The organism is Falsiroseomonas selenitidurans (assembly GCF_012103215.1).
Taxonomy (GTDB): domain Bacteria; phylum Pseudomonadota; class Alphaproteobacteria; order Acetobacterales; family Acetobacteraceae; genus Falsiroseomonas; species Falsiroseomonas selenitidurans.
This window is the reverse complement of the sequence record NZ_JAAVNE010000028.1, coordinates 16,624-42,788: the sequence shown is the minus strand read 5'-3', so window position 1 is coordinate 42,788 and position 26,165 is coordinate 16,624. Positions and strand designations below refer to the sequence as shown.

Here is a 26,165-nt window from a genome sequence, read left to right as displayed (position 1 = left end):
TCGCCCCGCCGCATCCCCTATCGCCTGACGCCCTTGGCCGGCCACGCGGTCGGCGACGTTCCGGAGTAATGCCATGAGCCTCAGCACCACCGCGACCAACGCCCTGACCTTCAGCCAGTCCGGCAACCTGGCCCTGGCCGGCGCCGAGATTTCGGCCTTCGATCCGGCGAGCGACAGGCTCTTCGTGACCTCCAGCGCCGGGCTGCAGGTGGTTGACCTGTCCGACCCCGCCGCGCCGTCGCTGGTCTCGACCATCGACTTCACGACGCTGGGCTTCGCCACCACGGACATCACCAGCGTCGCGGTGAAGAACGGCCTGGTCGCCGTGGCCCTGCCGAACGCCGACAAGACCCTGCCGGGCCAGGTGGTTTTCCTGAACGCCGCCGATGGCAGCCTGATCAACGCCGTCACCGTCGGCGCCCTGCCGGACAGCGTGACCTTCACCCCGGACGGCACCAAGCTGCTGGTCGCCAATGAGGCCGAGCTGAACGAGACCGGCACGGATGCCGATGGCAGCGTCAGCATCATCGATGTCAGCGCCGGCGCCGCCAACGCCACCGTCACCACCGCCACCTTCGATGCCTTCGACGGGCAGGAGGACGCGCTGCGCGCCGAGGGCGTGCGCATCTTCGCCGGCCGCAGCGTCTCCCAGGATGTGGAGCCGGAATACATCGGCGTCTCCGCCGACGGCAGCACCGCGCTGGTGACGCTGCAGGAAGCCAATGCCGTGGCGGTGCTCGACATCGCGACCGCCACCTTCACGGACATCGTGGCGCTCGGCACCAAGGATTTCTCGACCCTGCTGGCCGACTACAGCGACCGCGACGGCCCGGGCAACGACCCGCTGCCGGCCAACCTGGTCAACGCCCCGGTCTTCGGCCTGTACATGCCGGACGCGATCGACAGCTTCCAGGCGAACGGCCAGACCTTCTACGTCATCGCCAATGAGGGCGACGACCGTGACGACTTCCTGCCGGATGGCGAGACCATCCGCGTCGGCTCCGGCAGCTACGACCTCGACGACACGGTGTTCCCGAACGAGGCGGATCTGAAGGACAGCGACAATCTCGGCCGCCTCACCGTCTCCAACGCGCCGGGCTTGCGCGGCGACACGGACAATGACGGCGACATCGACCAGATCCTGATGTACGGCGCGCGCTCCTTCTCCATCCTCGACGCCGGCGGCAACATCGTGTTCGACAGCGCCGACGTGATCGAGCGCATCGTCGCCGAGCAGTTCCCGGCCCTGCTGGCCGACGGCCGCAGCGACAACAAGGGTCCGGAGCCCGAGGGCGTCGAGATCGGCCAGATCGGCGACCGCGCCTACGCCTTCGTGGCGCTCGAGCGGTCCAACATGTCGCTGGCCTTCGACGTGACGGACCCGGCGAACGTGACCTACACCGGCGCCATCCAGCGCGACGGCGACGTGAGCCCGGAAGGCGTGCTGCTGATCCCGGCCGCCGATTCGCCCACCGGCCAGGCGCTGCTGGTCACCAGCAACGAGGTGAGCAACACCATCTCCGTCACCGTGGTGGAGGAGACTCCGGCCTTCACGCTTCAGCTGCTGCACTTCTCCGACGGCGAGGCCGGCCTGCTGGCCGGCGAGACGGCGCCGCTGCTGGCCGCGCTGGTCGACGGCTATGACGACACCTTCGCCAACACGCTGATCCTGGCGGGCGGCGACAACTTCATCCCCGGTCCCTTCCTGGCCGCCGGCACCGACAGCTCGGTGGGCGCGGTGCACAGCCGCGGCACCAACCCGGGCGCGGCGGACATCGAGATCCACAACCGCATCGGCGTCGAAGCCTCGACCATCGGCAACCATGAATTCGACCTGGGCACCAACGCCTTCGCCGATGCCGTGGCCGACGCGGCCTTCCCCTACCTCTCCGCCAACCTCGACTTCTCGGCCGAGAGCTCGCTGAACGCCCGCTACACCGAGACGGTCGGCGTGGGCGGCCTGGAGAACGCGACTTCCCTGAACGGCCGCATCGTCTCCTCCGCCGTGGTCGAGAAGGGCGGCGAGGTGATCGGCCTGGTCGGCGCCACCACCCAGGTGCTGGAGGACATCTCCTCCACCGGCAATGTCGAGGTGAAGGGCTTCGAGGGCGAGAACGAAACCAACGACATGGCGCTGCTGGCCGCGCAGCTGCAGCCGGTGATCGACGACCTGATCAGCCAGGGCGTCAACAAGATCATCCTGATGGCGCATCTGCAGCAGATCCAGTTCGAGAAGGAGCTGGCCACCCTGCTGCGCGGCGTGGACATCATCCTCTCCGCCGGCTCCAACACCCGCCTGGGCGACGAGAATGACGAGGCGGTGGCCTTCCCGGGCCATGCCGCCGACTTCGCCGACACCTACCCGCTGATCGCCACCGGCGCCGATGGCGGCACCACGCTGATCGTCAACACCGACAACGAGTACACCTATCTCGGCCGCCTGGTGGTGGACTTCGATGCCGAGGGCCGGATCATCGTCGAGAACCTCGACAACACGATCAACGGTGCCATCGCGGCGACCGAGGAGAACGTGGCCGCGGCCTGGGGCGTCGGCGTCGAGGATCTGGACACCACCGCCTTCGCCGAAGGCACCAAGGGCGCCGAGGTGGCCGAGATCACCCAGGCCGTCGACGCGGTGATCGCCGCCAAGGACGGCAACGTGTTCGGCTTCACCGACGTCTACCTGGAAGGCGAGCGCGCCCAGGTCCGCAGCCAGGAGACCAACCTCGGCAACCTGACGGCCGATGCGAACCGCGAGGCGGCCTCCGACGCGCTGGGCGACCAGCCCTTCATCTTCTCGCTGAAGAATGGCGGCGGCATCCGCGCGCAGATCGGCGCCATCGACGTGGTGAGCGGCGACAAGGAGCCGCCGCTGGCCAATCCGGATGCCGGCAAGCCGGAAGGCGGCATCTCCGAGCTCGACATCGAGAACGCTCTGCGCTTCGACAACCGGCTGATGGTGTTCGACACCACGCCGCAGGGCCTGCTGAACATCCTGGAGTTCGCGGCCGGCATCAACCCGGGTGCCGGCGGCTTCATCCAGCTCGGCGGCGTGCGCTTCGCCTATGACCCGGACAATGCGGCCGGCGAGAAGGTGACCAGCGTCGCGCTGACCAACCAGGCAGGCGAGGTCATCGCCCGCGTGGTGGAGGATGGCGAGATCCTGGCCTCCGCCCCGTCGCTGATCAGCGTGGTGGCGCTGAACTTCACCGCCAACGGCGGCGACGGCTACCCGGTCAAGGCGAACGGCACCAATTTCCGCTATCTGCTGACGGACGGCACGCTGAGCGCGCCGATCGACGCCTCGCAGGATTTCACCGCCTCCGCCAACGTCCCGGCCAATTCGCTGGGCGAGCAGCAGGCGCTGGAGGCCTTCCTGCAGGAATTCCACGGCACGCCGGAGACCGCCTTCAACCAGGCGGACACCCCGGCTTCCGAGGACACCCGCATCCAGAACCTCAACGCCAAGGCCGCTGACACCGTCTTCATGGGCGAGGAAGCGACCGGCGGCGACGGCGCCGACCGCTTCGTCGGCACCGCCGGCGACGACACCCAGACCGGCGGCGCCGGCGCGGACCGCCTGCTGGGCCGCGATGGCGACGACCTGCTGGCCGGCGATGCGGGCGCGGACCGCGTGGTCGGCGATGCCGGTGCCGACACGCTGCTGGGCGGTGACGACAACGACACGATGTGGGGCGGCGCGGGCAACGACACGGTCGTCGGCGATGCGGGCAACGACCGCATCCTGGGCGATGCCGGCGACGACAACCTGTTCGGCCTGGCCGATGACGACGTCATCCTGGGCGGTGCGGACAACGACTTCATCAACGGCGGCGAGGGTGCCGACCGCCTGCTGGGCCAGGCCGGCAACGACACCATCTATGGTGGCCTGGGCGCCGATGTGCTGCTGGGTGGCGCCGGTGCGGACATCTTCAGCTTCGCGGCCTTCGAGGAGAGCCTGCGCGGGCAGTCCGACCGCATCCGCGACTTCTCGATCGCCGACGGCGACAAGATCAGCTTCCAGGATATCGACACCAACGGCGACCTGCCGGGCGACCAGGGCTTCACCTTCGTCGGCGAAGGCGCCTTCCTGGGCGGCGGCGAAGCCTCCATCCGCCTGCTGTTCGGCGCCACCGGCACGGCCATCCAGCTGGATGCCGGCGATGGCGGCGCGGCCGAGATGGTGGTGCTGCTTGTCGGCCAGCCGGCGCTGACGGCGAGCGACTTCATCCTGTAACACCCGTCACGGCACCAGATCCCGGGCGGGCGCCTCGGCGCCCGTCCGGCCTGCCGCCCCGGCGCGGCCCCCTGGCGCTCCGATGATCCATCGGAGCGTTTTTTCGCGTCAGGCGAGGGCCGCGGTGGCGGGCAGCGCCGCGAAGCTCTGCGGTGGCAGGGGCCCCAGGCAGCGCAGGTCGAGGCGGCCAGCCTCGGCAAGGCCCAGGCGGCGCACGGCCGCCTGGAAGTCCGGCACCGCGGCGCGCCGCAGCAGGTAGGCGCGGTGCAGAACCACGCCATTTTCCACCGGCGGCAGCGCCAGGCCGCGTTCCGCGAGCGGGTCCAGCACGGCGGTCAGCGCCGCGGCCTCCGCGTCGCGCAGCGCCGCGAGGGCGGTGTCCACCCGTTCCGCCAGCTGCCGTCGTTCCGCCGGGTCGGACTCCGGGTCGCGCAGCCTTTCGCGCTGATCACGCAGCGCCGGGTCGGCTTCCAGCGCGGCGCGCAGGGCGACGCCATCCTGCCAGCTTGCCTGCACCACCAGTTCCACCCGCCCGGCGATGGCGTCCAGCCCCTCGATCAGCGCCGTGGCATGGCGAGAAAGCCAGGCATCCAGGCCGCGCGGGCCCGGCAGCAGCGTGGCGAAGCGGGCCGGCAGCAGGTCCGTGCGCGCCAGCAGCTGGTCCAGCACCCTCGCATGCGCCAGCAGGTTGCGCCGCGTCGGTTCCGGCACCGCCATGGCCGGCGCCACCAGCGCCGCCAGCTTCCCGATGCGCCGCAGTTCCAGCCTTCCGCCATCCGGTGCCTGGTCCAGCTCCCGCGGGTCGAGCGGGGCATCGGCGCGCATCACGCCGATCAGCTGCAACTGCGCCGGGCAGCCCTTCGCCTGTGCGACACCAATCATGGCGGTCGCCATCGGACTCAGCCTCCACTTCTCGGGCCGCGAGACCCCCTCGGCGCGACACTAGCCGGGCTCGGGTTACCCGCCGGTAAAGGCGGGCCGCAGGCTGGACTTGCGTGCGCCGGCAGTCAGGCGAGTCTTTCCACCGAGACCTCGTGCAGCGCGCGCCCGGTGGCGGCGAAGGCGGAAAGGTTGCCCAGCGTGGTCGCGGCGATGGCGGTCATCGCCTCCGCCGTGAAGAAGGCCTGGTGGGCGGTGACCAGCACATTGGGGAAGGTCAGCAGCCGCGCGAAGACATCGTCCTGCAGCATCCGGCCGGACAGATCCTCGAAGAACAGGTCGCCCTCCTCCTCGTAGACATCCAGGCCGAGCAGCCCGATGCGGCCGGATTTCAGCCCGGCGATCACCGCCCGCGTGTCGACGATGGCGCCGCGGCTGGTGTTCACCAGCATGGCGCCGGGCCGCATCCGGGCGATGGCGGCGGCGTCGATCAGGTGGTGCGTCGCCGGCGTCAGCGGGCAGTGCAGGGTGACGATGTCGGCCTGCGCCAGCAGGGTCTCCAGCGGCACATAGGCGAGGTCCAGCGCCGCGGCTTCCGCCGCCGGGTGCGGGTCGTGCGCCAGCAGCCGGCAGCCGAAGCCGCGCAGGATGCGCGCCACGGCCAGGCCGATGCGCCCGGTGCCGACGATGCCGGCGGTGCGGCCGTGCATGTCGAAGCCGAGCAGCCCGTCGAGCGCGAAATTCCCGTCCCGCACCCGGTGATAGGCGCGGTGGATGTGGCGGTTCAGCGCCAGCATCATCGCCACCGTGTGCTCCGCCACCGATTCCGGCGAATAGGCCGGCACCCGCGCCACGGTGATGCCCAGGCGCTGCGCCGCCACCAGGTCCACATTGTTGAAGCCGGCGCAGCGCAGCGCCAGGATGCGCACGCCGGCCGCTGCCAGGCTCTCCAGCACCGCAGCGCCGGCCTGGTCGTTGACGAAGACGCAGGCAGCCTCCGCCCCCCGCGCCAGCGCCGCCGTCTCCGGCGCCAGCCGCGCCTCCTGGAACACGAGGCGGTGCGGATGCCCCGCCGCCGCATTGGCGGCTCCCAGGAACCGGCGATCATAGGGCTTGGTGCTGAAGACGACGATCTGCATGCGCGGGTCTCTCCCAGGGCGGTCGGTCAGGCGGGCGGGCGGATTGTCATCGCATCGCAGGGCAGGCAGGCCAGCAGGTGCCGGGCGACGCTGCCGGGGAGGAAGCCGGCCAGGCCGCTGCGGCCCCGGGTCCCCAGCACCACCCGCGGAACGCGCCCCGCCTGCCCATCGTCGCAGATCAGCGCCTGCGCCGGGCCATGGTCCAGCAGCGGCGCCACGCGGCTGCGCCAGCCGGGCGTGCCGGGCCCAGCCTGGAGTTCGGACTGCGACATGGCGTGCCCCCGCCTGTGAGGCTGCAGGCTGACAAAAGGGCAGGGCGCTGGCATTGATGAAAATCAATGTGGCCCGCCGAAGATCACGCCAGTCTGGCCTGAAGGAAAGATGGGCGTCGCGAGGCATTGCGGGGCGCCGCCTGGCGCGGCGAACAGCACAAAGGTCACGTTGGCGTGTGAATCGGGGGCGTTGTTCTGAAGGGTTGCATGGCCGATGGAGGTGGCACCGGGCGTGGTGCTGGCGGCGCTGCTGCCGGTCGGGCTGATCGTGCTGCTGATGGCCGGGCTTGGCCGCAGGGCGTCCGTGGCGGGGCTGGCCGGGTTGGTGGTGGCGCTGCCGGTGGCGCTGCTGGGCTTCGGCTGGCCGGCGCCCGGCCGGGCCCTGGGCGCGCTGGCAGGGGTGGCGGCGGAGGCCGGGTTCACCACCCTCACCATCCTGTGGATCGTCGCCCCGGCGCTGTGCCTGCATGAATGGCAGCAGGCCAATGGCGGGGCGGCGGTGCTGCGCCAGGGGCTGCTGGGCCTGTCGGCGGACCGGCGGGTGACGGCGCTGCTGGTTGCCTGGTTCTTCGCCCTGTTCGCCGAGGGCGCGGCCGGCTTCGGCACGCCCGTGGTGCTGGCGGCGCCGATCCTGGTGGGGCTGGGCTTCCCGCCGGCCCAGGCGGTGGCGATGGCCCTGCTGGGGCATGCGGTGGGCGTCTCCTTCGGCGCGGTGGGCACGCCGGTGCTGCCGCAACTGGCGGCCAGCGGGTTGGATCCGCGGGAGCTGGCCGGTGCCACCGCCCTGCTGCACGCCGCCGGCGGCTGGATCATGGCGCTGGCGCTGCATCGGGTGACAGGCAGTGGTGGGCTGCGGCTGGCGCTGGGCGCCGCGCTGGCCTTCCTGCTGCCCTTCACCGCCATCGCCATGCTGGTGGGGCCGGAACTGCCGACGCTGGGCGGCGCGCTGCTCGGCGGGCTGGTCTTCGTCCTGGCCCTGCCGCGCGCGGCGCCACCGGCGGCGGCGGCCCCGGACAGGCGGGCGCTGCTGCTGGCGGCGCTGCCCTACCTGCTGCTGCTGGGGCTGATCCTGGCCACCCGGCTGGTGCCGCCGCTGCGTCAGGCACTGGAGGGCGTGACGATCGCCTGGTCGCTGGCCGGCGGCGCCTTTCAGGGGCAGGTGGCGCCGCTGTACCACCCGGGGACGCTGCTGCTGGCCAGCCTGCTGCTGGCCGCCGCCATCCGCTGGCGTGCGGGGCACCAGGGCGCGTCGGCCGGTGCGGCAGCGCTGCGCCGGGCCGCCGGCCGCGCCCTGGCCGGCCTGCCGCCGGTGCTGCTGGCGCTGCTGCTGATGCTGGGGCTGGCCCGGCTGATGGTGCATGCCGGCATGATCGACGCCCTGGCCCTGGCGGCCGCCGCCCTGGCCGGTGCCGCCTGGCCCGGCTTCGCCGCCGCGGTCGGCGTGCTTGGCACCTTCGTCACCGGCTCCGCCACCGCGTCCAACATCCTGCTGACCGACTTCCAGCTGGCCGCCGCCGCGGCGCTGTCGCTGCCGGCGCTGCCGCTGCTGGCGGCGCAGGGGGTGGGGGCGGCGATCGGCAACGTGATCTGCCCGCACAACATCGTCGCCGGCGGTGCCAGCGTCGGCCTGGCGGGGCAGGAGGGCCGGGTGCTGCGCGCCACGCTGCCGGCGGCGCTGGCCTCCGCCGCGCTGGCCGGGGCGCTGACCCTGGCCGCCCTGGCGATCCGCCCCGGATGAGGTAGGTTGCACGCCATGCACCAGGACAGCCTGATCGTCACGCTGACGCCGAACCCCTCCGTCGACCTGGCCTGCGAGGCCGAGGCGGTGCGCCCGGTGCGCAAGATCCGCACCCGGCATGAGCGCTTCGACCCCGGCGGTGGCGGCGTGAACGTCGCCCGCGTGCTGCGGGAGTTGGGCGGGCGGACGCTTGCGGTGGTGCTGGCCGGCGGCGTCACCGGCCGCTTCATCGAGGAATTGATCGATGCGGAGGGCGTGCCCCGCCGCAGCGTGGCGATCGCCGGCCGCACCCGCATCAGCCAGATCGTGCAGGACCTGTCGAGCGGCCTGGAATACCGCTTCGTTCCCGAGGGGCCGGAGGTCTCCGCCGCCGAGGCGCAGGCCACCCTGGCCGCCCTGGCGGAGGCCGGTGGCGGCTGGCTGGTGCTCAGCGGCAGCCTGCCGCGCGGCATGCCGGAGGATTTCTTCGCCCGCGCGGCGGCGGAGGCCCGGGGCCGGGGACAGCGCGTGGTGGTGGACAGCTCCGGCGCCCCGCTGCGGGCCGCGATCGCTGCCGGGGGGCTGGAACTGGTGAAGCCCAGCCTGGGCGAGTTCGAGTCGCTGCTCGGCCGCAAGCTGCCGGAGGCCGCGGCGCAGGAAGAAGCGGCGCAGGCGCTGGCGCGCAGCGGCGCGGCGCGGCTGGTCGCCGTCACGCTCGGCCATCGCGGCGCCGTGCTGGCAAGTGCGGAGCAGGTGTGGCGGCTGCCGGCGCCGGACGTGCCGGTGCGCGGCGCCGCCGGCGCCGGGGACAGCTTCGTTGCCGCCATGACCCTGTCGCTGGCGCGCGGCGAGCCGGCGGCGGAGGCCTTCGCCTGGGGCAGCGCCGCCGGGGGGGCCACCGTGGCGCAATCCGGCACTGCGCACGCCCAGCGGGCGGAGGTCGTGGCGCTCCATGCGCAGATGCGGCGGCTGCTGCGCGCGGTCTGAACCCGCTACGGGGGTTCGGGAACCGCCGACCAGCCGATGGTGACGACCTCCGGCGCCGGCCCGGCCTCCTCCTCCAGCACGAGGGTCAGTTCCAGCCGCAATGGCGCCGCCCGTTCGGCCAGCCGCCAGGCCAGCACCAGCAGGTCCAGGTCGCGGCCGCGCCGGCGTTCCTGTTCCCGGCGCTCCGACACAGGCGGGCCATGCCGGGCAATGGCGACAGCGCGCAGGGCCGCAAGCGGCTGCGGCACGGACAGGACCCAGCTTTGCCAGATCGCCTGCACCGATGCCTCCGGCCCGGCGCTGGCGACGGCCAGGCGCAGGCCGGGGCAGAGCAGCCAGGCGGCACGGGGGCTGCAGGTATCGGCGGCCGGCGCTGCCAGATGCAGGACCAGCCCGCCCGGCATCGGCGACGGCGCCGCGGGCACCAGGCCGGATCCGGCGGCATGGCGCAGGGCGGCCGAAAGGGGCATCGGGGGCAGGGGCAGCGCGGGCAGCGAGGCCGGGGCGTCGGCCGCCAGCGATGACCTGGGCGCAAACAGCGTCAGCAGCAGGCCGGGGATGGCACGTCGCTTCATCCTCCAAGACTAGGCCAAACGCCAGGCGCAGGATTGATGAGCATCAATGATTTGAGGCGGCGGCCTGCTTTTATGCACAGGACGGATTCAGGTACGCTTCGCTGCTGGGAGATTTCATTGTGCAACTTGCTCCGGCCGCCCTTGCCGCAATCCAGCGTCCGGCCGAGACTGCACGTATACGTTGAGGGAAGGCGCCGGACATGCAGCCGCCGCCCGTGCTTCCCCGCGCCAGACAGCGCCCGATCACCCGCCGCGGCATGGCGGGCCTTGGCGCGAGCCTTGGTGCCACGCTTCCCGCGGCGCTGCCCCTGGCAGCCCGTCCTGCCCTGGCGGATGTCGGTGCGGAGCGCGACCGGGACAATTGGCAGGTGTTCTGTGGCCGCTGGCTGGACCGCAGCGGCCGCGTCATTGATTCGGCCAACCGGGGCGTCTCGCACAGCGAGGGACAGGGCACCGGCCTGATCTTTGCCGTCCGCCACGGCGACCGCGCGACCTTCGAGCGCATCCTGGCCTGGACCGAGGGCGCCCTGCGCCGTCCGGGCGATGCGCTGCATCCCTGGCGCTGGACCCCCGGCGCCGCCATCCCGGTGGATGACCCGAACAATGCCTCGGACGGCGACCTGCTGATCGCCTGGGCCCTGGTGCTGGCGCATGACCGCTGGGGCGAGGCGGCGCATCGCAGCCTGGCCGAGGCGATCGCGCGCGACCTGCTGCGGCTGTGTACCCTGCGGCAGGGCGCTTCCCTGCTGCTGCTGCCGGGCGTGCAGGGCTTCACCCATCCCGACCGCATCGTGGTCAACCCCTCCTACTGGCTGTTCGGTGCCCTGCGCGACCTGGACCGGGCGTTTCCGGACCCGGCCTGGGGGGCGCTTCGCGACACCGGGCTTTCGCTGATGCGCCAGGCCCGCTTCGGCCGCTGGGGCCTGCCGCCGGATTGGCTCAGCCTGCCGCGCGGCGGCGGCAACCCGGCACCGGCGCCACCCTGGCCGCCCCGGTTTTCCTGGGATGCGGTGCGGGTGCCGCTGCACCTGGTGTGGGGCGGCCACGGCCGGGAACCCGCGGTGCGCGCCTGCGCCGATTTCTGGGCCGATGCGACGCGCCCCTTCATGCCCGCCTGGGCGGATCTGCGCACCGGTGCCCTGGCGCCCTATGCGGCCACCGCCGGCATCCTGGCGGTGGCGCAATTGACCATGGCGGCGCAGGCCGGCTGGGGCCGCCACACGGCCCTGCCGCGCGTCGTCGCAGCACGCGACTACTACGCCGCCAAGCTGGTGATGATGGCCCATTACGCCTGGGACGCGCACGACCTGGACATGACGGAGGAACCCCGGATGCGGCAGCGCCAGGCGCAGGCCCGCCAAGGCTGAGGTGCCGGCAGCGAACGCTTTGTTCATCGGGCGGGGGCAGACTGCGCCGAGCAATGCTCGATGCCCCCACCACCGCCTTCGATGGTTTTGCCGCGGCGCTGCCCGAGCGGCAGGGAAGCTTTGCCGAACGCGGCTGCGCCATGCCCTTCACCGCGCCGCTGCTGGGCGGCGCCCGGCTGCGCCGCAGCCCGCTCGGCCGGGCCGAGGTGATCCTGCCGGCGCTGAGCGGCCGCGGCTTCTACGTGCTGGACTGGTCCGCCTGCCTGCTCCATTGCGCGCCCTCGTTGCATGACCGGCGGCTCTGGTTGCTGGTGTGCGACCAGGAAAATCCCACGCCCGCCCTGGTGCGCGCCGCCGCGCGGGAAGTGGCGCGCCAGGGCTATGCCGGGCGCGGCGCGCAATCCGCGGCGGATGCGGCGCTGCGCCAGCAGGATCAGGTGCGGGACGGCGTGCGCGCCGCCCTCGGGAAGCGCTTCGCCGGCGTGCCGGGCGCTGCCGGCATCCTGGGCGCCATGGTCGCCGTGCTGGCGCAGGCCGGCGTCGGCCCGGGCCACCTGGGTAACGCCGCCGCCGCCGCGCTGCCGCAAGCCCTTGTCGCGCTGGAAGCCTTCGCCGCGAGTCTCGTCGTCTGGGCGGAGATGGCGTCAACCCCGCAGGCCCGTCGCGCCGCCGCCGTGGCGCAGGGCGCGGCGCGGATGACGCTGCCCGCCGCCGATGCGGCGCTGGAGGCCCTGTGGCAGGAGGTGGAGGATCTGCCCGCCCGCCTGGCGCGAGAGGAACTGCGCCCGGATCATGCCCTGCAACGCCTGGTGGAACTGGCGGCGCGGCCCGACTGGCTGCTGGATGGCTGGCCGACGATCTGCGCGCTGTGGGCTGCGGCAGGCCCCTCCGGCAGGCAGGCGGCGCTGACCGAGGTGGTCGCCATGCTGCCCATCCCGCCGAAGGAAGCCGATGTCTGGCCCGGCCCCCGGGTGGACTGGGACACGCTGATGCGCGCCCGCCGCGTGGTGGCGCCAGCCGGTGGCGGCGGCGGCGGCGGGCTGGTGCAGCTGGTGCAGCGCAACGAAACCCTGCGGGGGCTGGCACCGTGAGCCTGCTGGGCGGCCAGGCGCGGCAGTTGCGCGTCGCCCTGCAGCAGGCGCCGGACCACGCCGTGGGCCGCGTCGTCGCCATGCTGGACGGGCTGAACGACCGCGGCGCGGCGGATGCCGTGCTGGACAGCGTGCGGCCGCGGCTGCGGCGGCTGCAGCCACCGCGGCCCCTTCGCCTGCCGCGCCTGCTGTTCCTGCCGGTGGAAGGGGCGCTGGTGGAAGCCCGGGACTGGCGGCCGGGCAACCCTTATGTGCCGCGCAGCGCCATCGCCCCGATCGCCGCGCTGCTGGCCCGCGACATGCCCGCCCTGGCGGAGGAGATCGAGGCGGCGGCACTGGGCCACACCCTGGCCAACCGCGCCCTGGTGTCCCAGCTCGGCGGCCTGCTGTGGCCGGCCGCCGGTGCAGGCCTGCGCTTCGCCATCCCGCCAAACTGGGCCGCCAGCGGCCTGCCGCCCGAGGCGGCGGAGCCGATCCTGGCGCTGTGCTGCGGGCTGTGGCGGCACGCCGTGGCGCTGTGGCAGGCTCGCAGCGCGGCCGAGGAAGGCCCGCCCGAGCCGCTGGTGCGCGCCGCCCTGGCGCCGCTGGCGCTGGAGGGCAACGGGCCGCTGACGGCGGGGATGACCCTGCTGCTGCGCAGCGCCACCCAGCCCGCCCAGGTCGCCGCCGTGGCCGCCACCCTGTCCAACATCATGAGCCCGCTGGTGGAGCGTGAGCTGACGGCCCTGCTGGTGGCGGATGCGGCGGCCGTGGCGGAAGCCGAGACGGCGCGGGAAATGGCGGATACGGCCGGGCGGCTTGGCCGACGCCTGGCGGATATGGAATGCACCGGCACCGCCACGCAGCGCGAGGAGCGGCGCCGCCAGGCCGTGACCCTGCGGCGGGACACCAGCCAGGCCTGCCACCAGCATCTTGCGCAGGCGGTGGTCAAGACGCTGCTGCTGCCGGCGGTGCGCGCCGCGGCCGGCCCGCCGGCGGCAGACGAAACCGTGCTGGCGCTGGAGATCGCGGCGCGGGACCTGCGGCAGCTGGAGGTGGCGGGACGGCGGCTGGGGCACGAGGCCGCCTTCGACCGCACGCTGCGCGACGCTCTGCAGCAACTGCACCGCCTGGCCCAGGCGCCGGGCGGGCTGGGGCGGATCGAGCTGGCGCGGCTGGCGGAGATCCTGGCCGGCCCCGAGGCCGGCTGCGCCCTGCTGGCCGACACCGGCCGCCCGGCCTGACCCCAGCGCCGCGCCTCCCCAGGCGCCGGGGGGGTGTCCTCCCTCAGGCGCCGGGAGGCTGTCCTCCCTCAGGCGCCGGGAGGCTGGCCCTCATGCGTTTCGCTGCCCGCCCGCCAGCGATGCGTGGAGGCGCCGAAGGCCACCATCTGGCCGGCGGCGTCGAACACCTCGGTGCGCACGAAGAAGATGTTGCGGCCGCGCTGGGCCACCCGCCCCTCCGCGATCAGGCGCCCGCCCTTCACCTGCCCGGTGAAGCGGCAATCCAGGTCCAGCGTCACCGCCTTGCGGACATGCCCCGGCACGCTGCACCACAGCCCGGCATAGCCCGCCGCCTGGTCGATCATCGACAGGATCAGCCCGCCATGGATGATGCCGGAGCGGTTGCGATGCGCATCCCCGGCCTCGCAGGCCAGCCGCGCGAAGCCGTCCTCCCAATGCACCAGGGTGAGGCCGAGCAGCGCGTGATACGCCGCACCAGGGTCAAGGTCTGTCATGTCCGTCATGCGATCCCCGTTGCCGCGAAGCGCGGCGGCGGTCAACCTCGGCGCGGCCCTGGATGGCGGAGGCGGCAATGGCGTGGCCCGACCGGGTGGAGATCGACGCCGCCGGCGACGTGGCGCTGACGGCGGAACAGGCGGCCGGCCTGCTGGGCTGCGCGCTGGAGGACTTCCTGGCCGATCTGCGCGCCGGCCGCGTCTTCTCCGTGGTGGAACGGGGCGAGGGCGCGGATGCCGGACGGCTGCGCCTGACCCTGCAGCGGCGCGCGACGCGCCGGCAGATCCTGGTTGCGGCGCAGGACGGGCGGGTGCTGCGGATCACCTGACCTTCCCATCATGGGATTGAGGTTGCCGCCTTAACACAATCGTAGCAGCTTTGTCGCAAGTCGCCGCGGCGTGCTTCCCGGATCATGCGCGACGTGCGAGCCCAGCCGGCCACCGAGGTCGCCCTTGAACCAGAACCCGCTGCTCGATCGCCTTGCGGAATGCCTGCCGGACGGCGCCATCATCCGCCTGGCGGGTGATGGCCGCATCGCCAGCTGGCCCGCTGCCGCGCAACAACTGCTGGGCCACGCGCCGGATGCAGCGCTGGGGCAGCCGCTCGCCCTGCTCTACCTGCCGCATGAGGTGTCGGAGGACCGTCCGCGCCACGACCTGGGCCGCGCCAGGGCGGAAGGCCGGCTGGTGGAGGAGGCGGCCCGCCGGCACCGGGAGGGTAGCCCGGTCTGGATCAACAGCACGCTGCTGCCGGACCCCGGGCCGCCGCCGGGCTTCCTGCTCCTGCTGCAGGATCGGGGCCCGCGGCGCCGCGCGCAGCAGGCGCTGGAATCCGCCGGGCGGACGCTGGCGGCGCGGGAGGCGGAGATCGCCGCGCTGCGGCGGGCGGCGGGCGCCGGCAGCGGCGACCGTTTCCGCCAGATGGTGGAAGCGGCGCCCGACGCGATGGTGATGGTCGATGCCACCGGGCGGATCGAGGTGGTCAACGCCCAGGCCGAGCGCATCTTCGGCTATGCGCGGGAGGAGATGCTGGGCCGGGCGGTGGAGATGCTGGTGCCCGCGCGCTTCCGCGGCCAGCATCCCGCCCTGCGCGGCGCCTTCGGCGCCGACCCGGCCTCCCGCCCCATGGGCGCGGGGCGGGACCTGCATGGGCTGCGCAAGGATGGCAGCGAATTCCCGGTGGAGATCGGGCTCAATCCGATCGGGACCGAGGACGGCCCGATGGTGCTGTCCGCCATCGTCGACATCTCCGCCCGCAGGCGGCAGGAGGAACGCTTCCGCCGCGTCGTGGAAGCGGCCCCCAACGCCATGGTCATGGTGAACGCCGCCGGCCGGATCGAGATGGTGAACGCCCAGGCGGAGCGCGTCTTCGGCCATGCGCGGGAGGAGATGCTGGGCCGGATGGTGGAGATGCTGGTCCCGGCCCGCTTCCGCGGCCAGCATCCAGGCCTGCGCGGCGGCTTCTTCCACGCACCGCAATCCCGCCCCATGGGCGCCGGCCGCGACCTGTTCGGCCTGCGCCGCGATGGCAGCGAGTTTCCGGTGGAGATCGGGCTGAACCCGATCGAGACCGAGGACGGGCCGATGGTGCTGTCCTCCATCCTCGACCTCTCGGCCCGCGTGCAGCTGGAGGCGCTGCTGCGCCAGGCGCAGAAGATGGAGGCGGTGGGCCGGCTGACCGCCGGCGTGGCGCACGATTTCAACAATCTGCTGCAGAGCATGATGGGCAGCCTGGAACTGCTGCGCGACCAGGTGCAGGACGATGTCGAGGCGGAGGAGCTGGTCGGCGGCTGCATCGATGCCGCGATGCGCGGTGCGCGGCTGACGCACCACCTGCTCGCCTTCTCCCGCAAGCAGGTGCTGCGGCCGAGCCGGATCGAGATCGCCGGCCTGCTGCGCAAGACGGTCGCGATGCTGGAACGCACGCTGGGGCCGAACATCCGCATCCAGGCGACGGAGGAAGCCGGCGGGCTGCACGCCTTCGCCGATTCGGCGCAGCTGGAAGCCTGCATCCTGAACCTGGCGATCAATGCGCGGGACGCCATGCCGCGCGGCGGCAGCCTGACCATCCGCGCCTTCAGCCGCCGCATCACCGCGGCCGAGGCGACCGAGACGCTGCAGCCGGGCGACTACGCCGTGCTAGCCGTGGAGGACACCGGCGCCGGCATCGAGGCCGGGATCCTGGACAAGATCTTCGAACCCTTCTTCACCACCAAGAATGTCGGCGAGGGCTCGGGCCTCGGCCTGCCGATGGTGCTGGGCTATGCGCGGCAATCCGGCGGCGACGTGCGCGTGACCAGCAGGCTGGGCCAGGGCACGCGGGTGGAGGTGCTGCTGCCGCGCGTGGCGCCCGCGCTGTCGGAGGCGGCAGCGAAGGCGCTGCGGGCGCAGGACGGCGCAGGCGGCCATGTGCTGCTGGTGGATGATGCGCCCGCCGTGCTGCTGACCCTCGGCCATTTCCTGACCGGCGCCGGCTACACCGTGACCAAGGCATCCGGTGCCGACGAGGCGATGCGCATCGTCGCCGGCGCTGCGCCGCTGGACTGCGTGGTGACGGATTACGCGATGCCCGGCATGTCCGGCGTGGAGCTGCTGGTCCGGGTGATGGAGCAGCGCCCCGGCCTGCCGGTGCTGGTGGTGACCGGCTACCCGACGGTGGAGAGGCTGCGCAACCTGCCGGATCACGTGCAGATCCTGCGCAAGCCCTTCCTGCGGGCGGAGTTGCTGCGCCGCGTCGGGGCGCTGATCCGGCGCGCGGCGGAGCGGCAGGGCTGAAGGTCAGGCGATCTGCAGGTTCTGCAGCGCCTCCTCCAGCTCCGCGAAGCTCGGCATGGAGTGGCTGGGCGCTGCCTTGCGGCCGGCCTCCACCGCCACCTGCGGCGCATTGCCGTGCAGATGCGCCACCAGCACGGCGCGGATCACCTCGTAGTACTTGCAGTCCTCCTCGATCACGCCGTTGAGCCGCGTCGCCATGGGCCCCATCACGCCATAGGCCAGCAGGATGCCGAGGAAGGTGCCCACCAGCGCGCCGCCGATCATGCCGCCCAGCACGGCGGGCGGTGAATCGATGGCCGCCATGGTCTTGATGACGCCCAGCACGGCGGCGACGATGCCGAGCGCGGGCAGCGCATCCGCCGTGTTCTGGAACACATGCGCGACGTGCAGCTCCTCCTCCCGCACCTTCTTCAGCTCCTTGGACATGATGTCCTCGATCTGGTGCGGGTCGTCGGCGTTCATGCCGACCATGCGCAGGTAGTCGCAGATCATCGCCAGCGCGATCTTGTCGGCCAGGATCTTCGGGAATTTCTGGAAGGCCGGGCTTTCGGAGGGCTTCTCGATATGCGCTTCCAGCGCCATCGCGCCCTTGGTCTGCGCCAGCCGCACGAACCAGTACAGCAGCGACAGCAGGTCGACATATTCGTGCTTGTGGAAGCGCTCGCCCTTGATGATCTTCCCGAAGCCGCCCAGCGTGTGCTTCACGCTGTGCATGCTGTTCCCCATGACGAGCGCGCCGATGGCGGCGCCGCCGATCATCATCATCTCATAGGGCAGCGACTTCAGGATGATGCCGAACTTGCCGCCGGCGATCACGTAGCCGCCGAACACCATGGCCAGCAGGAAGACCAGGCCGCCGATCGTCGTCATCGGCCGGGTGCCTCCGCGGCCCGCGGCGCCGTCGCGGGGGCTGCGGGCTCGGCGCGCAGCAGGGTGATGGAGACGCGCCGGTTGGCCGCGGCGTTCGGCGTTTCCGGCAGCAGCAGGTCGCGCTCCGCATTGCCGGTGACGCTGCGGATGCGCGCCTCCGGCAGCCCGGATTCGGCCAGCAGCCGGCGGGTGACGTTGGCGCGGTCGGCGGAGAGATCCCAATTCGACCGTGCGCCGCCGTCGCGGAAGGGCGTGGCGTCGGTATGGCCGGCGATGGCGATGCGGTTGGGCAGGCGCCCGATCACCTGGCTGATGCGCGCCAGGAGCTGCCGGGCACGGTCGTTCGGCGCGCTGCCGCCGAGCGCGAACATCGGCTGCCGGTCGGCATCCAGAAGCTGGATGCGCAGCCCTTCCGGCACCTGTTCCACCAGCATCTGCCGCGCCAGGTCGGCCAGCGCCGGATCCTCCTCCACCGCCTGGCGCAGCTCCTCCGCCGCCTGCTCGAAGGCCTCGCGTTCACGCCGCTCATGCTCCGCCCGCAGCGCGGCATCGGACAGGGCGCGCGCCTCCGCCTCCGCCGCATCGGCCTGCAGCGCCAGGGCGCGCGGATCGGAATCGCCCGGCGGCGCATCGGCGCGGGCCTGGCGCACGCGGCGCGGATCGGCTTCGTCATCCTCGCCATCCGGACCCTCGCGCATCGGCACCGGGCGGGCGACGGTGGGCACGTCCTCCTCCACCTCCACATCCTCCAGCACCGGCAGCGGGCCGCGCTGCAGGCGGATGGCGCCGGCGTTCTGGGTGTTCTGGGCCGATTCGTTGGGCGTGCGGCCGCCGAAGGGCTGGCCGCTGCCGGTCTGGTTCTGGCCCAGCACGTTGGTCGGCGCGAAGTAGTCCGCCAGCCCCCGGCGCTGTTCCTCCGTGGTGGCGTTCAGCAGCCACATCAGCAGGAAGAAGGCCATCATCGCCGTCACGAAGTCGGCGTAGGCCACCTTCCACGCGCCACCATGGTGGCCGTGCCCGCCCTCCTCGATGCGCTTGATGACGATCGTGCCACCACCCTTGCCGCCCTTGGCCATGAAGCTCCGCGCCATCTGCCCGCGCCGGTCCCGGCGCCGTCGCAGGGTAGGGCAGGGGCGGTTAAGGCGGGCCTAAGCGGGCGCCGGCGGGCTCGAACCGCCAGGGGCTGGCGGTGTCCTCGTTGGGGTCCAGTTGCAGCCGATGTTCCAGCGGCGGGAAGGCGCGGCTGCGGCAGGTGGCGCGGTCGCACAGCCGGCAGGACAGGCCGATGCCGACCGTCGCACCCGCCAGATCCAGCCCGTCGCCATAGACCACCTCCGCCGCCCGCCCCACGTCGCAGCCCATCGCCACCACATGCAGCGGTGCGGGTTCCCCCCAGTGCGGCGCGGGCGCGGCGATGGCGCGCGCAAAGCACAGGAAGGCGGCACCGTCCGGCAGTTGCGCCACCTGCACCCGCGTCACCGCCGGCGTGGCGAAGGCCTGGTGCACCACCCATTTCGGGCAGGACCCGCCGAAGCGCGCGAAGGGAAAGCCGGCGGCGGAGAAGCGCTTGTCCACATTGCCCGCCGGGTCGACGCGCAGGAAGAAGAAGGGCAGGCCGCGCGCTTCCGGCCGCTGCAGCGTGCACAGCCGGTGCGCCGCCTGTTCGTAGGAGACACCGAAGCGTGCCGCCAGCGCCTCCACCTCGTGCCTTAGGGCGCGGGCGGCGGCCAGGAAGGCGGCATAGGGCATCAGCAGGGCGCCCGCGGCGTAGTTCAGCAGGCCGATCCGCACCAGCGCCACCGCGTCCGGCGTGGAAAGCCCGGCGCGGGCGACAACCGTCTCCACCGTCTCCCGCGCTTCCAGCAGCATCAGCTGGAAGGCCAGCTGGAAGCCGCGGCTTTCGCGCGGCAGTGATTCCGAAAGGTCCAGCCGCCGGCGGGCCGGGTCGAAGCGCCGCAGCGCCCCTTCCAGCGGCCCGACGGCGACAGCCACGCCATGCGCCTGGCGCAGCCGTTCCGCCACCGCGTGGTTCATCTCCGCCGGTGCGGCGCGCAGCGCGGCGCCCATCGCTTCCGCCACCTGCTCCAACTCGGGGAAGTGGTTGGCGTGTTCATGGAAGAAGTCCCGCGCCTCCTCCAGCGGCAGCAGCAGGCGACGGCCCGACGGCAGGGTCAGGCCGGAGGCATCCTCCCGCGCCACGCGCCAGGCGCGGTACAGTGCCAGCATGGCGCGCGCGGCCTGCGGTGCGCTTCCGGCCAGCATCGCAACCTCCGCCTCCGGCACCGAATCCAGCCCCAGCAGCGGGTCGGCCAGCACCTCCCGCAGCCCGGCCTCCACCTCCCGCTCCCGCGTACCGGAAAGCGCGGCCAGGTCGACGCCCAGCACCTGCGCCAGCTTGATCAGCAGGCTCGCGGTGACGGCGCGCTGGTCGTGCTCGATCAGGTTCAGGTAGCTGGCGGAAATGCCGAGCCGGAGCGCCAGGGCCTGCTGGCTGAGGCCCTGCTCACTGCGCAGGCGGCGGATGCTGCGGCCGATCAGGGGACGGGTCATCGGTTAAGTCTTTACAGATTTTCCGGCGAACTGGTGAAGGGCAGCACAGGATTGCGGCGCCCGACGCAGGATTCCAGAGGATTTTCGGCGCCGCAATGTGAATGATTGACAGGCGCCGCACCCAGAGCGGCCCGTCGAGGAGAAAACGAGCATGCGTCCTTCCCCCGCCCCCTTGTCGGCCCCGGATGGCGGCTTCGGTGGCGGCCCGGCCCAGCCAGGTCGCTTCGACGGCATCCGCCGGGACTACACGCCGGCCGATGTCGCCCGCCTGGCCGGAAGTTTTCGCATCGCCCACACCCTGGCTGACCGCGGTGCGCGGCGGTTGTGGCAGTTGCTGCAGTCGGAGCCCTTCGTGCCGACGCTCGGCGCGCTCACCGGCATGCAGGCGGTGCAGCAGGTGAAGGCGGGGCTGAAGGCCATCTACCTGTCCGGCTGGCAGGTGGCGGCGGATGCGAATTCCGGCGCGCAGATGTATCCTGACCAGTCGCTGTATCCGGTGGATTCCGTGCCGACCGTGGTGCGGCGGATCAACAACGCGCTGCGCCGCTGCGACCAGATCGCGGTGCAGGAAGGCAGGGGCGACGCGACGCCGTGGATGGCGCCGGTCATCGCCGATGCCGAGGCCGGGTTCGGCGGCGCGCTGAACGCCTATGAGCTGATGCGCGCGATGATCGATGCCGGCGCCGCCGGCGTGCATTTCGAGGACCAGCTCGCGTCCGAGAAGAAGTGCGGCCATCTGGGCGGCAAGGTGCTGGTGCCGATCAGCCAGCACATCCGCACGCTGAACGCCGCGCGGCTGGCCGCGGATGTGGAGGGCGTGACCACCGTGCTGCTGTGCCGCACCGACGCGGAATCGGCGCAATTGCTGACCAGCGATGTGGACGAGCGCGACCGCCGCTTCCTGAGCGGCGAGCGCACCCCGGAGGGCTTCCACCGCATCGCCCCCGGCATGGGCAAGGCCTACGCCATCGCGCGCAGCCTCGCCTATGCGCCCTATGCCGACCTGCTGTGGTGGGAGACATCCGACCCCGACCTGTCGGATGCCCGCGACTTCGCCGAGGCGATCCATCGCGACTTCCCCGGCAAGATGCTGGCCTACAACTGCTCCCCCAGCTTCAACTGGCAGCGCAAGATGGGCGTGGAGGCCGCGGCGCGGTTCCAGCGCGAACTCGGCGCCATGGGCTACAAGTTCCAGTTCGTCACGCTGGCCGGCTTCCACAGCCTGAACCTGTCCATGTTCCAGCTTGCCCGCGGCTATGCCGAGCGCGGCATGGGCGCCTATTCCGACCTGCAGCAGGCGGAATTCGCGGCCGAGGCCGAGGGCTTCACCGCCATCCGTCACCAGCGCGAGGTCGGCGTCGGCTACTTCGATGCCGTCGCCACCGCGGCCAGCGGCGGCACCGCCAGCACCACGGCGCTGGCGGCCAGCACCGAGGCCGCGCAATTCGCGCCCGCCCCGCTCGCCCACGCCCATTGACCCGAGGAGAGGAGGAACGACCATGACCCAGGACCAGTACGATGACGGCCTTGTCCACGCGCATGGCTGGGCGTGCCGGGAGCGCGGCCGCATGGTGCACCGCCCGCAGCCGGCGCCGGTGGAGCCGGACGCCTATGATGACGGGCTGGTGCACCCGCATGGCTGGGCCTGCAGCGAGCGCGGCCGCATGGCCGGCGGCTGACCCGCGCGCAACCATCGCTTCGGCCGGGCGCTGACCGGGCATTGCGGGAGGATCATCGCGATGCCCGGGAAGCACATTCCCGATCGGTCCCTCAGGCCGCCAGCGCCTGGGCGAACACCGCCGGGTCCACATTGCCGCCGCTGACGACGACGCCGACAGTGCGTCCGCGCGTCTCCAGCTTGCCCGCCAGCACCGCGGCCAGCGCCACGGCGCCGCCCGGCTCCGCGACGATCTTCAGGTGCAGGAAGGCGAAGCGCATGGCGGCGAAGACCTCCGCCGCCGTCACCACCAGGCCGCCGGCCAGGCGCGGCTGGTTCACCGCGAAGGTTAGCGCGCCGGGCCGCAGCGACAGCAGCGCATCGCACAGCGTGGCGCCCTGCCCGTCATTCGCCACCCGCGTCCCGGCGGCCAGGGACAGCCGCGTGTCGTCCCAGCCCTCCGGCTCCACCGCCCAGAGGCGGGTGCCGGGTGAGGCATCCTCCGCCGCCAGGGCGCAGCCGGCCATGAGCCCGCCGCCGCCGGTGCAGACCGCCAGCGCATCCAGCGACAGCCCGGCGGTGGCCGCGTCCTCGAACAGCTCCAGCGCCAGCGTGCCCTGACCGGCGATCACGTCCGGGTGGTCGAAGGGCGGCAGCACGGTGCCGCCGCGCGCCGCCGCCAACTGCCCGGCGAGCGCTTCCCGATCCGTCTTGGCACGGTCGAAGAAGGTGATCTCCGCGCCCCAGCGGCGCGTGCTCTCCACCTTGATGGCGGGGGCGTCCTGCGGCATTGCGATCAGCGCGCGCATGCCCAGCATCGCCGCCGCGCAGGCCACGGCCTGGCCATGATTGCCGGAGGAATGCGTCACCACCCCGCCGGCGCGGGCGGCTTCCGGCAGCAGCAGCGCCGCGTTGGTGGCGCCGCGCAGCTTGAAGCTGCCGGTGCGCTGCAGCGGCTCCGGCTTCACCAGGATGGTGCCGCCGGTCATCTGGTCCAGCAGCGCGTGGCGCAGCATGGGCGTGCGCACCACATGCGGGGCGATGCGGGCGGCGGCGGCGCGGACATCGGCCGCGGTCGGCAGGGGGCTCATGCGCGGGCGCTCCTGAAGCGGGCGGGATCGACGAGGGGGACCACCGGCATCAGCGCCTCCGCCACCGCGCCGGCCACGAGCCCGGCCACCAGCCGGCCGGCCGCCGGCGCGGTCTGGATGCCGTAGCCGCCCTGGCCGATCATCCACAGGAAGCCGGGCGCGTCCGGGTCGAAGCCGATGGCCAGGCTGCGGTCGGGGGTGAAGCTGCGCAGCCCGGCCCAGCGGTGCTCCACCCGCGTCACCGGGATGTCCAGCGCCTGCTGCATGCGGTCGATGGCGATGGCGATGTCGAGCTCGTCCGGCTGCACGTCGTGCGGCGGCATGTCGGTCTCGTCGGCCGGGGAGACCATCAGCTTGCGCCGCGCCTCCGGCCGCACGTACCAGCTGTGCGCGGCATCGCCGACCAGCGGCCAGGCGCTGCAATCATGCTGGCCGGGATCGATGATCAGCGCGGTGCGCCGCTTCGGCTGCAGGCCGATGGGCGCGACGCCGGCCAGCGCCGCCACCTCGTCGCCCCAGGCGCCGGCGGCGTTCACCAGCACCCTGCCGCGGAACACGGTGCCATCGGTCGCGGCGGCGTGCCACAGGCCCCTGTCGTGCCAGATGCGCCCGGCGCGCGTGCGCAGCGCCAGCACGCCGCCGGCGGCGCGCGCCGCCTTCAGGAAGCCGGCATGCAGGGCGGCCACGTCGATGTCGAAGGCATCGCGCTCGATCGCGGCGGCGACGGCGTAGCCCGGGCGGAGCGGCGGGCCCATGGCCGCCACCTCCGCCACCGGCAGCGGCTCCAGCCCCTCGCCCTCGCTCAGCATGGCCTGCATGACGGCGGCCTGCCCGGCGGGCGCCACGGTCACCACCGGGCGGCGGGCGAACAGCGGCCCGGCGGCGAAGCCCGCGGGCGGCGCGGCGAAGAAGGCGCGGGAGGCGGCGGACAGGCGGCGGACATCCGGCGGGCCGTAGTTCTGGATCCAGATGGCGGCAGAGCGCCCGGTGCTGTGGAAGCCGGCCGTCTCCTCCGCCTCCATCAGCGCCACGCGGGCGGTGGCGGCGCAATGCGCGGCGGCGGTGGCACCAGCGATGCCGGCGCCGATGACGAGAACGTCGAAGCTTTCCATGCGCGGCATCGTCCCGCGCCGGGGCCGCGCCGGTCAATCCTCGCCGCCGGCGTCCCCGGATCAGCGCCCGTCGTGGCGCACGCCGCGGTGGCGCGGGGTGGCGCTGTCCGCGGCGGCGGCGGCCCAGCCCTGGCGGCGCCAGTCGCCCTCCCGCGCATGGTCCGGCATCAGCAGGTCGGCCAGCGCCGCCAGCACGCCGCCTTCCTCCGGCGCATGGTGGGGCGCCCGCGCCGGCTGCCCGGCGGCGTGCAGGCGCAGCCCGGTGGGGTTGAGGTCGCGCAGCGCCAGCGCGGCACGGGCGGCTTCGCGCGTGTCGAACAGGGCGGTGAGGGGGCGGGTCAGGGCGAACATCCTGCAATCTGTCGCGCGCACCTTTCGGCGCGCCGGAGCGCAACGGGTCGGAGGCCGCCACGTTCCGCGCCGTGGCGCGCGGCGTGCTCTCCGCCTTGTGTGCGACGGGGGCCGGGCGATGCCGGCGCCCCGGTGCGCGAAGTGTTTTCGCATCCTGGGATTTCCTGGGGAAATCGCTGCGGTGCAGCACGGAACGGCGCAGTCGGGATGCCCTGCCGGATGCCAACACGCCAGCCCCGCCAACGGCTTTCGGGGTTGCGGCGCGCGCGGAGCGGTGCCTAACCTGCGGCATAATCACCCAGGCCGGAAAACGGCTGGAGACAGGGCAGGAGGAGTACAGGGATGAGCCACGGAATTTCCCGTCGCGATGTGCTGCGTGCTGGTGCCGCCGCCACGATCGTCGGATCCAGCCTCGCCGCGCCGCATGTCCATGCCCAGGGCACCGGCGGGCGCCTGGCGCTGGGCCTGTGGGACCATTGGGTGGGCGCCGTCGCGAATGACGCGCTGCGCGCCATCATCATGGATTGGGGCCAGAAGAACCGCGTGGAGATCACGCTGGATTTCATCACCTCGGTCGGCAACAAGAACCTGATCACCATCGCGGCGGAAGCGCAGGCGCGGTCGGGCCACGACGTGCTGTCCTTCCCCACCTGGATGATCCACGACCAGCAGCGCCTGCTGGAGCCGATGGACGACGTGATGGGCCGGCTGACCGCCAAGTACGGCGCGGTGAACGACGCCAGCGCCTATCTGGCGAAGATCGAGGGCCGCTGGCTGGCGGTGCCGCAGACCACGGGCAGCCAGTTCAAGGGCTCCGCCGCGCGCGTCGACCTGATGAAGCAGCATGCCGGCATCGACGTGCAGGCGATGTACCCGGCGGAGAACCGGCTGGGTGACGCGGCCGCCAGCTGGAACTGGGAAACCTTCCTGACGGCGGCGGACAAGTGCAACAAGGCGGGCTTCCCCTTCGCCCTGCCGGCCGGCACCTTCACCGACGCCACCGACTGGATCGGCGCCATGTTCGCCGGCTACGGCGCGAACCTGGTGGACGCCAACGGCAACATCACCATCCGCAACAACGACAAGGTGCGGCAGGTGATGGACTACGCCAAGCGCCTGTTCCAGCACATCCCGAACGAGATGTTCGCGGCCGATGACGCGACCAACAACCGGGCGCTGATTTCCGGCCGCTCCGCGCTCATCTTCAACCCGCCCTCCGCCTGGGCGGTGGCGAAGCGCGATGCGCCGGACGTGGCGAGCCAGGTCTGGCACTTCCCGAGCCCGATGGGCCCGGCAAGCCACACCGTGCCGCACCTGCCCTACTTCTTCGGCCTGTGGAGCTTCAGCCGCGCCAAGTCGCAGGCCAAGGCGCTGCTGGAACACCTGTCGCAGATCGAGCAGGTGCAGAAGATGGTCGATGCCTCGGTCGGCTACGACATCCCCGCCTTCGCCAGCATGTTCGACGACATCGCCACCTGGCGGAATGTCAGCCCACCGGCCGGCGTGGTCTACAACTACCCGGTGCGCGCCCACCACAAGGCGGTGCCCGGCATCGCCTATGCCCCGGCGCCGGCGGAAATCGCCGTGCAGATGTACAACCAGGGCATCCAGGCGAAGATGATCGCGCGCATGGTCCAGAACAACGAGCCGCTGGACCGCGTGCTCGCTTGGGCCGAGCGCGAGGTCGAAGGCTTCAAGCGCGGCTGATTCGGCGCCGCGGCCGGGCGGGAAGGCCCTGCGGGGCCCGGGGGAACCCGGGCAACGCGGGGCTTTCCGCC

General features: G+C 72.6%; 22 protein-coding genes. 11 read left to right on the top strand and 11 right to left on the bottom strand.

What is annotated here, in order from left to right; genetic code table 11:
- Nucleotides 1-73: 73 nt before the first annotated feature.
- Nucleotides 74-4,237 (top strand): choice-of-anchor I family protein, encoded by a 4,164-nt coding sequence (locus HEQ75_RS16940; protein ID WP_168032780.1) that lies wholly within the window; start codon nucleotides 74-76, stop codon nucleotides 4,235-4,237.
- Between the two features lie 108 nt (nucleotides 4,238-4,345).
- Here HEQ75_RS16940 and HEQ75_RS16935 read toward each other — a convergent pair whose 3' ends face one another.
- The 3 genes from HEQ75_RS16935 to HEQ75_RS16925 form a co-directional block, all read right to left on the bottom strand.
- Nucleotides 4,346-5,131, bottom strand: a complete 786-nt coding sequence (locus HEQ75_RS16935) for a GvpL/GvpF family gas vesicle protein (RefSeq protein ID WP_168032778.1) — start codon at nucleotides 5,129-5,131, stop codon at nucleotides 4,346-4,348.
- A 113-nt stretch (nucleotides 5,132-5,244) separates the two neighbouring features.
- Nucleotides 5,245-6,255 (bottom strand): 2-hydroxyacid dehydrogenase, encoded by a 1,011-nt coding sequence (locus HEQ75_RS16930; protein WP_168032776.1) that lies wholly within the window; start codon nucleotides 6,253-6,255, stop codon nucleotides 5,245-5,247.
- A gap of 26 nt (nucleotides 6,256-6,281) precedes the next feature.
- Nucleotides 6,282-6,527 carry a universal stress protein gene (locus HEQ75_RS16925; protein WP_168032774.1) on the bottom strand — a complete coding sequence of 82 codons (246 nt, stop codon included), beginning with the start codon at nucleotides 6,525-6,527 and terminating at the stop codon, nucleotides 6,282-6,284.
- Between the two features lie 214 nt (nucleotides 6,528-6,741).
- On the opposite strand from HEQ75_RS16925, the gene HEQ75_RS16920 reads away from it, so the two are divergent.
- A complete protein-coding gene (locus HEQ75_RS16920) occupies nucleotides 6,742-8,265 on the top strand; it encodes an L-lactate permease (protein WP_168032772.1) in 1,524 nt (507 codons plus the stop codon).
- 15 nt (nucleotides 8,266-8,280) lie between these two features.
- A complete protein-coding gene (locus tag HEQ75_RS16915; protein ID WP_168032770.1) occupies nucleotides 8,281-9,231 on the top strand; it encodes a 1-phosphofructokinase family hexose kinase in 951 nt (316 codons plus the stop codon).
- A gap of 5 nt (nucleotides 9,232-9,236) precedes the next feature.
- Here the strand turns inward: HEQ75_RS16915 and HEQ75_RS16910 are convergent, their stop codons facing one another.
- On the bottom strand, nucleotides 9,237-9,806 hold the full coding sequence (locus tag HEQ75_RS16910; RefSeq protein ID WP_168032768.1) for a hypothetical protein: 570 nt from the start codon (nucleotides 9,804-9,806) through the stop codon (nucleotides 9,237-9,239).
- Between the two features lie 200 nt (nucleotides 9,807-10,006).
- On the opposite strand from HEQ75_RS16910, the gene HEQ75_RS16905 reads away from it, so the two are divergent.
- The 3 genes from HEQ75_RS16905 to HEQ75_RS16895 are packed head-to-tail and all read left to right on the top strand — an operon-like array spanning nucleotide 10,007 to nucleotide 13,487.
- Complete coding sequence (locus HEQ75_RS16905) at nucleotides 10,007-11,173, top strand: glycosyl hydrolase family 8 (RefSeq protein ID WP_168032766.1); 1,167 nt, start codon at nucleotides 10,007-10,009, stop codon at nucleotides 11,171-11,173.
- A gap of 53 nt (nucleotides 11,174-11,226) precedes the next feature.
- A complete protein-coding gene (locus HEQ75_RS16900; protein ID WP_168032765.1) occupies nucleotides 11,227-12,264 on the top strand; it encodes a hypothetical protein in 1,038 nt (345 codons plus the stop codon).
- On the top strand, nucleotides 12,261-13,487 hold the full coding sequence (locus tag HEQ75_RS16895; RefSeq protein ID WP_168032763.1) for a hypothetical protein: 1,227 nt from the start codon (nucleotides 12,261-12,263) through the stop codon (nucleotides 13,485-13,487). The genes HEQ75_RS16900 and HEQ75_RS16895 overlap by 4 nt, the downstream gene beginning before the upstream one ends.
- Nucleotides 13,488-13,555: 68 nt before the next feature.
- On the opposite strand, the gene HEQ75_RS16890 is transcribed toward HEQ75_RS16895, so the two are convergent.
- Nucleotides 13,556-13,990, bottom strand: a complete 435-nt coding sequence (locus HEQ75_RS16890) for a PaaI family thioesterase (protein WP_168032761.1) — start codon at nucleotides 13,988-13,990, stop codon at nucleotides 13,556-13,558.
- A 68-nt stretch (nucleotides 13,991-14,058) separates the two neighbouring features.
- Here HEQ75_RS16890 and HEQ75_RS16885 point away from each other — a divergent pair, with 68 nt between their 5' ends.
- Both HEQ75_RS16885 and HEQ75_RS16880 read left to right on the top strand, forming a co-directional pair.
- Entirely contained in the window at nucleotides 14,059-14,310 is a 252-nt protein-coding gene (locus HEQ75_RS16885) for a DUF6522 family protein (protein WP_168032759.1), read from the top strand.
- Nucleotides 14,311-14,434: 124 nt separating this feature from the next.
- Nucleotides 14,435-16,756 (top strand): hybrid sensor histidine kinase/response regulator, encoded by a 2,322-nt coding sequence (locus tag HEQ75_RS16880; RefSeq protein ID WP_168032757.1) that lies wholly within the window; start codon nucleotides 14,435-14,437, stop codon nucleotides 16,754-16,756.
- Between the two features lie 3 nt (nucleotides 16,757-16,759).
- Here HEQ75_RS16880 and motA read toward each other — a convergent pair whose 3' ends face one another.
- The 3 genes from motA to HEQ75_RS16865 are packed head-to-tail and all read right to left on the bottom strand — an operon-like array spanning nucleotide 16,760 to nucleotide 20,176.
- On the bottom strand, nucleotides 16,760-17,626 hold the full coding sequence (gene motA, locus HEQ75_RS16875) for a flagellar motor stator protein MotA (RefSeq protein WP_168032755.1): 867 nt from the start codon (nucleotides 17,624-17,626) through the stop codon (nucleotides 16,760-16,762).
- The gene (locus HEQ75_RS16870; protein ID WP_168032753.1) at nucleotides 17,623-18,717 is read right to left on the bottom strand and encodes a flagellar motor protein MotB; all 1,095 of its coding nucleotides are present in this window, start codon (nucleotides 18,715-18,717) and stop codon (nucleotides 17,623-17,625) included. Before HEQ75_RS16870 ends, motA begins: the two co-directional genes overlap by 4 nt.
- Nucleotides 18,718-18,763: 46 nt before the next feature.
- Entirely contained in the window at nucleotides 18,764-20,176 is a 1,413-nt protein-coding gene (locus HEQ75_RS16865) for a helix-turn-helix domain-containing protein (protein ID WP_168032751.1), read from the bottom strand.
- A gap of 151 nt (nucleotides 20,177-20,327) precedes the next feature.
- Here HEQ75_RS16865 and aceA point away from each other — a divergent pair, with 151 nt between their 5' ends.
- Both aceA and HEQ75_RS16855 read left to right on the top strand, forming a co-directional pair.
- Nucleotides 20,328-21,653 carry an isocitrate lyase gene (gene aceA / locus HEQ75_RS16860; RefSeq protein WP_168032749.1) on the top strand — a complete coding sequence of 442 codons (1,326 nt, stop codon included), beginning with the start codon at nucleotides 20,328-20,330 and terminating at the stop codon, nucleotides 21,651-21,653.
- Nucleotides 21,654-21,675: 22 nt separating this feature from the next.
- Complete coding sequence (locus HEQ75_RS16855) at nucleotides 21,676-21,855, top strand: hypothetical protein (RefSeq protein WP_168032747.1); 180 nt, start codon at nucleotides 21,676-21,678, stop codon at nucleotides 21,853-21,855.
- Nucleotides 21,856-21,946: 91 nt separating this feature from the next.
- Here the strand turns inward: HEQ75_RS16855 and HEQ75_RS16850 are convergent, their stop codons facing one another.
- The 3 genes from HEQ75_RS16850 to HEQ75_RS16840 are packed head-to-tail and all read right to left on the bottom strand — an operon-like array spanning nucleotide 21,947 to nucleotide 24,387.
- The gene (locus HEQ75_RS16850) at nucleotides 21,947-22,924 is read right to left on the bottom strand and encodes a threonine/serine dehydratase (protein ID WP_168032745.1); all 978 of its coding nucleotides are present in this window, start codon (nucleotides 22,922-22,924) and stop codon (nucleotides 21,947-21,949) included.
- Nucleotides 22,921-24,036 (bottom strand): NAD(P)/FAD-dependent oxidoreductase, encoded by a 1,116-nt coding sequence (locus HEQ75_RS16845; RefSeq protein ID WP_168032743.1) that lies wholly within the window; start codon nucleotides 24,034-24,036, stop codon nucleotides 22,921-22,923. Before HEQ75_RS16845 ends, HEQ75_RS16850 begins: the two co-directional genes overlap by 4 nt.
- Before the next feature lie 60 nt (nucleotides 24,037-24,096).
- On the bottom strand, nucleotides 24,097-24,387 hold the full coding sequence (locus tag HEQ75_RS16840) for a hypothetical protein (protein WP_168032741.1): 291 nt from the start codon (nucleotides 24,385-24,387) through the stop codon (nucleotides 24,097-24,099).
- A gap of 342 nt (nucleotides 24,388-24,729) precedes the next feature.
- Here HEQ75_RS16840 and HEQ75_RS16835 point away from each other — a divergent pair, with 342 nt between their 5' ends.
- Nucleotides 24,730-26,094: an ABC transporter substrate-binding protein gene (locus tag HEQ75_RS16835; RefSeq protein ID WP_168032739.1), complete on the top strand. Its 1,365-nt coding sequence runs from the start codon at nucleotides 24,730-24,732 to the stop codon at nucleotides 26,092-26,094.
- The last annotated feature ends 71 nt before the right edge of the window (nucleotides 26,095-26,165 follow it).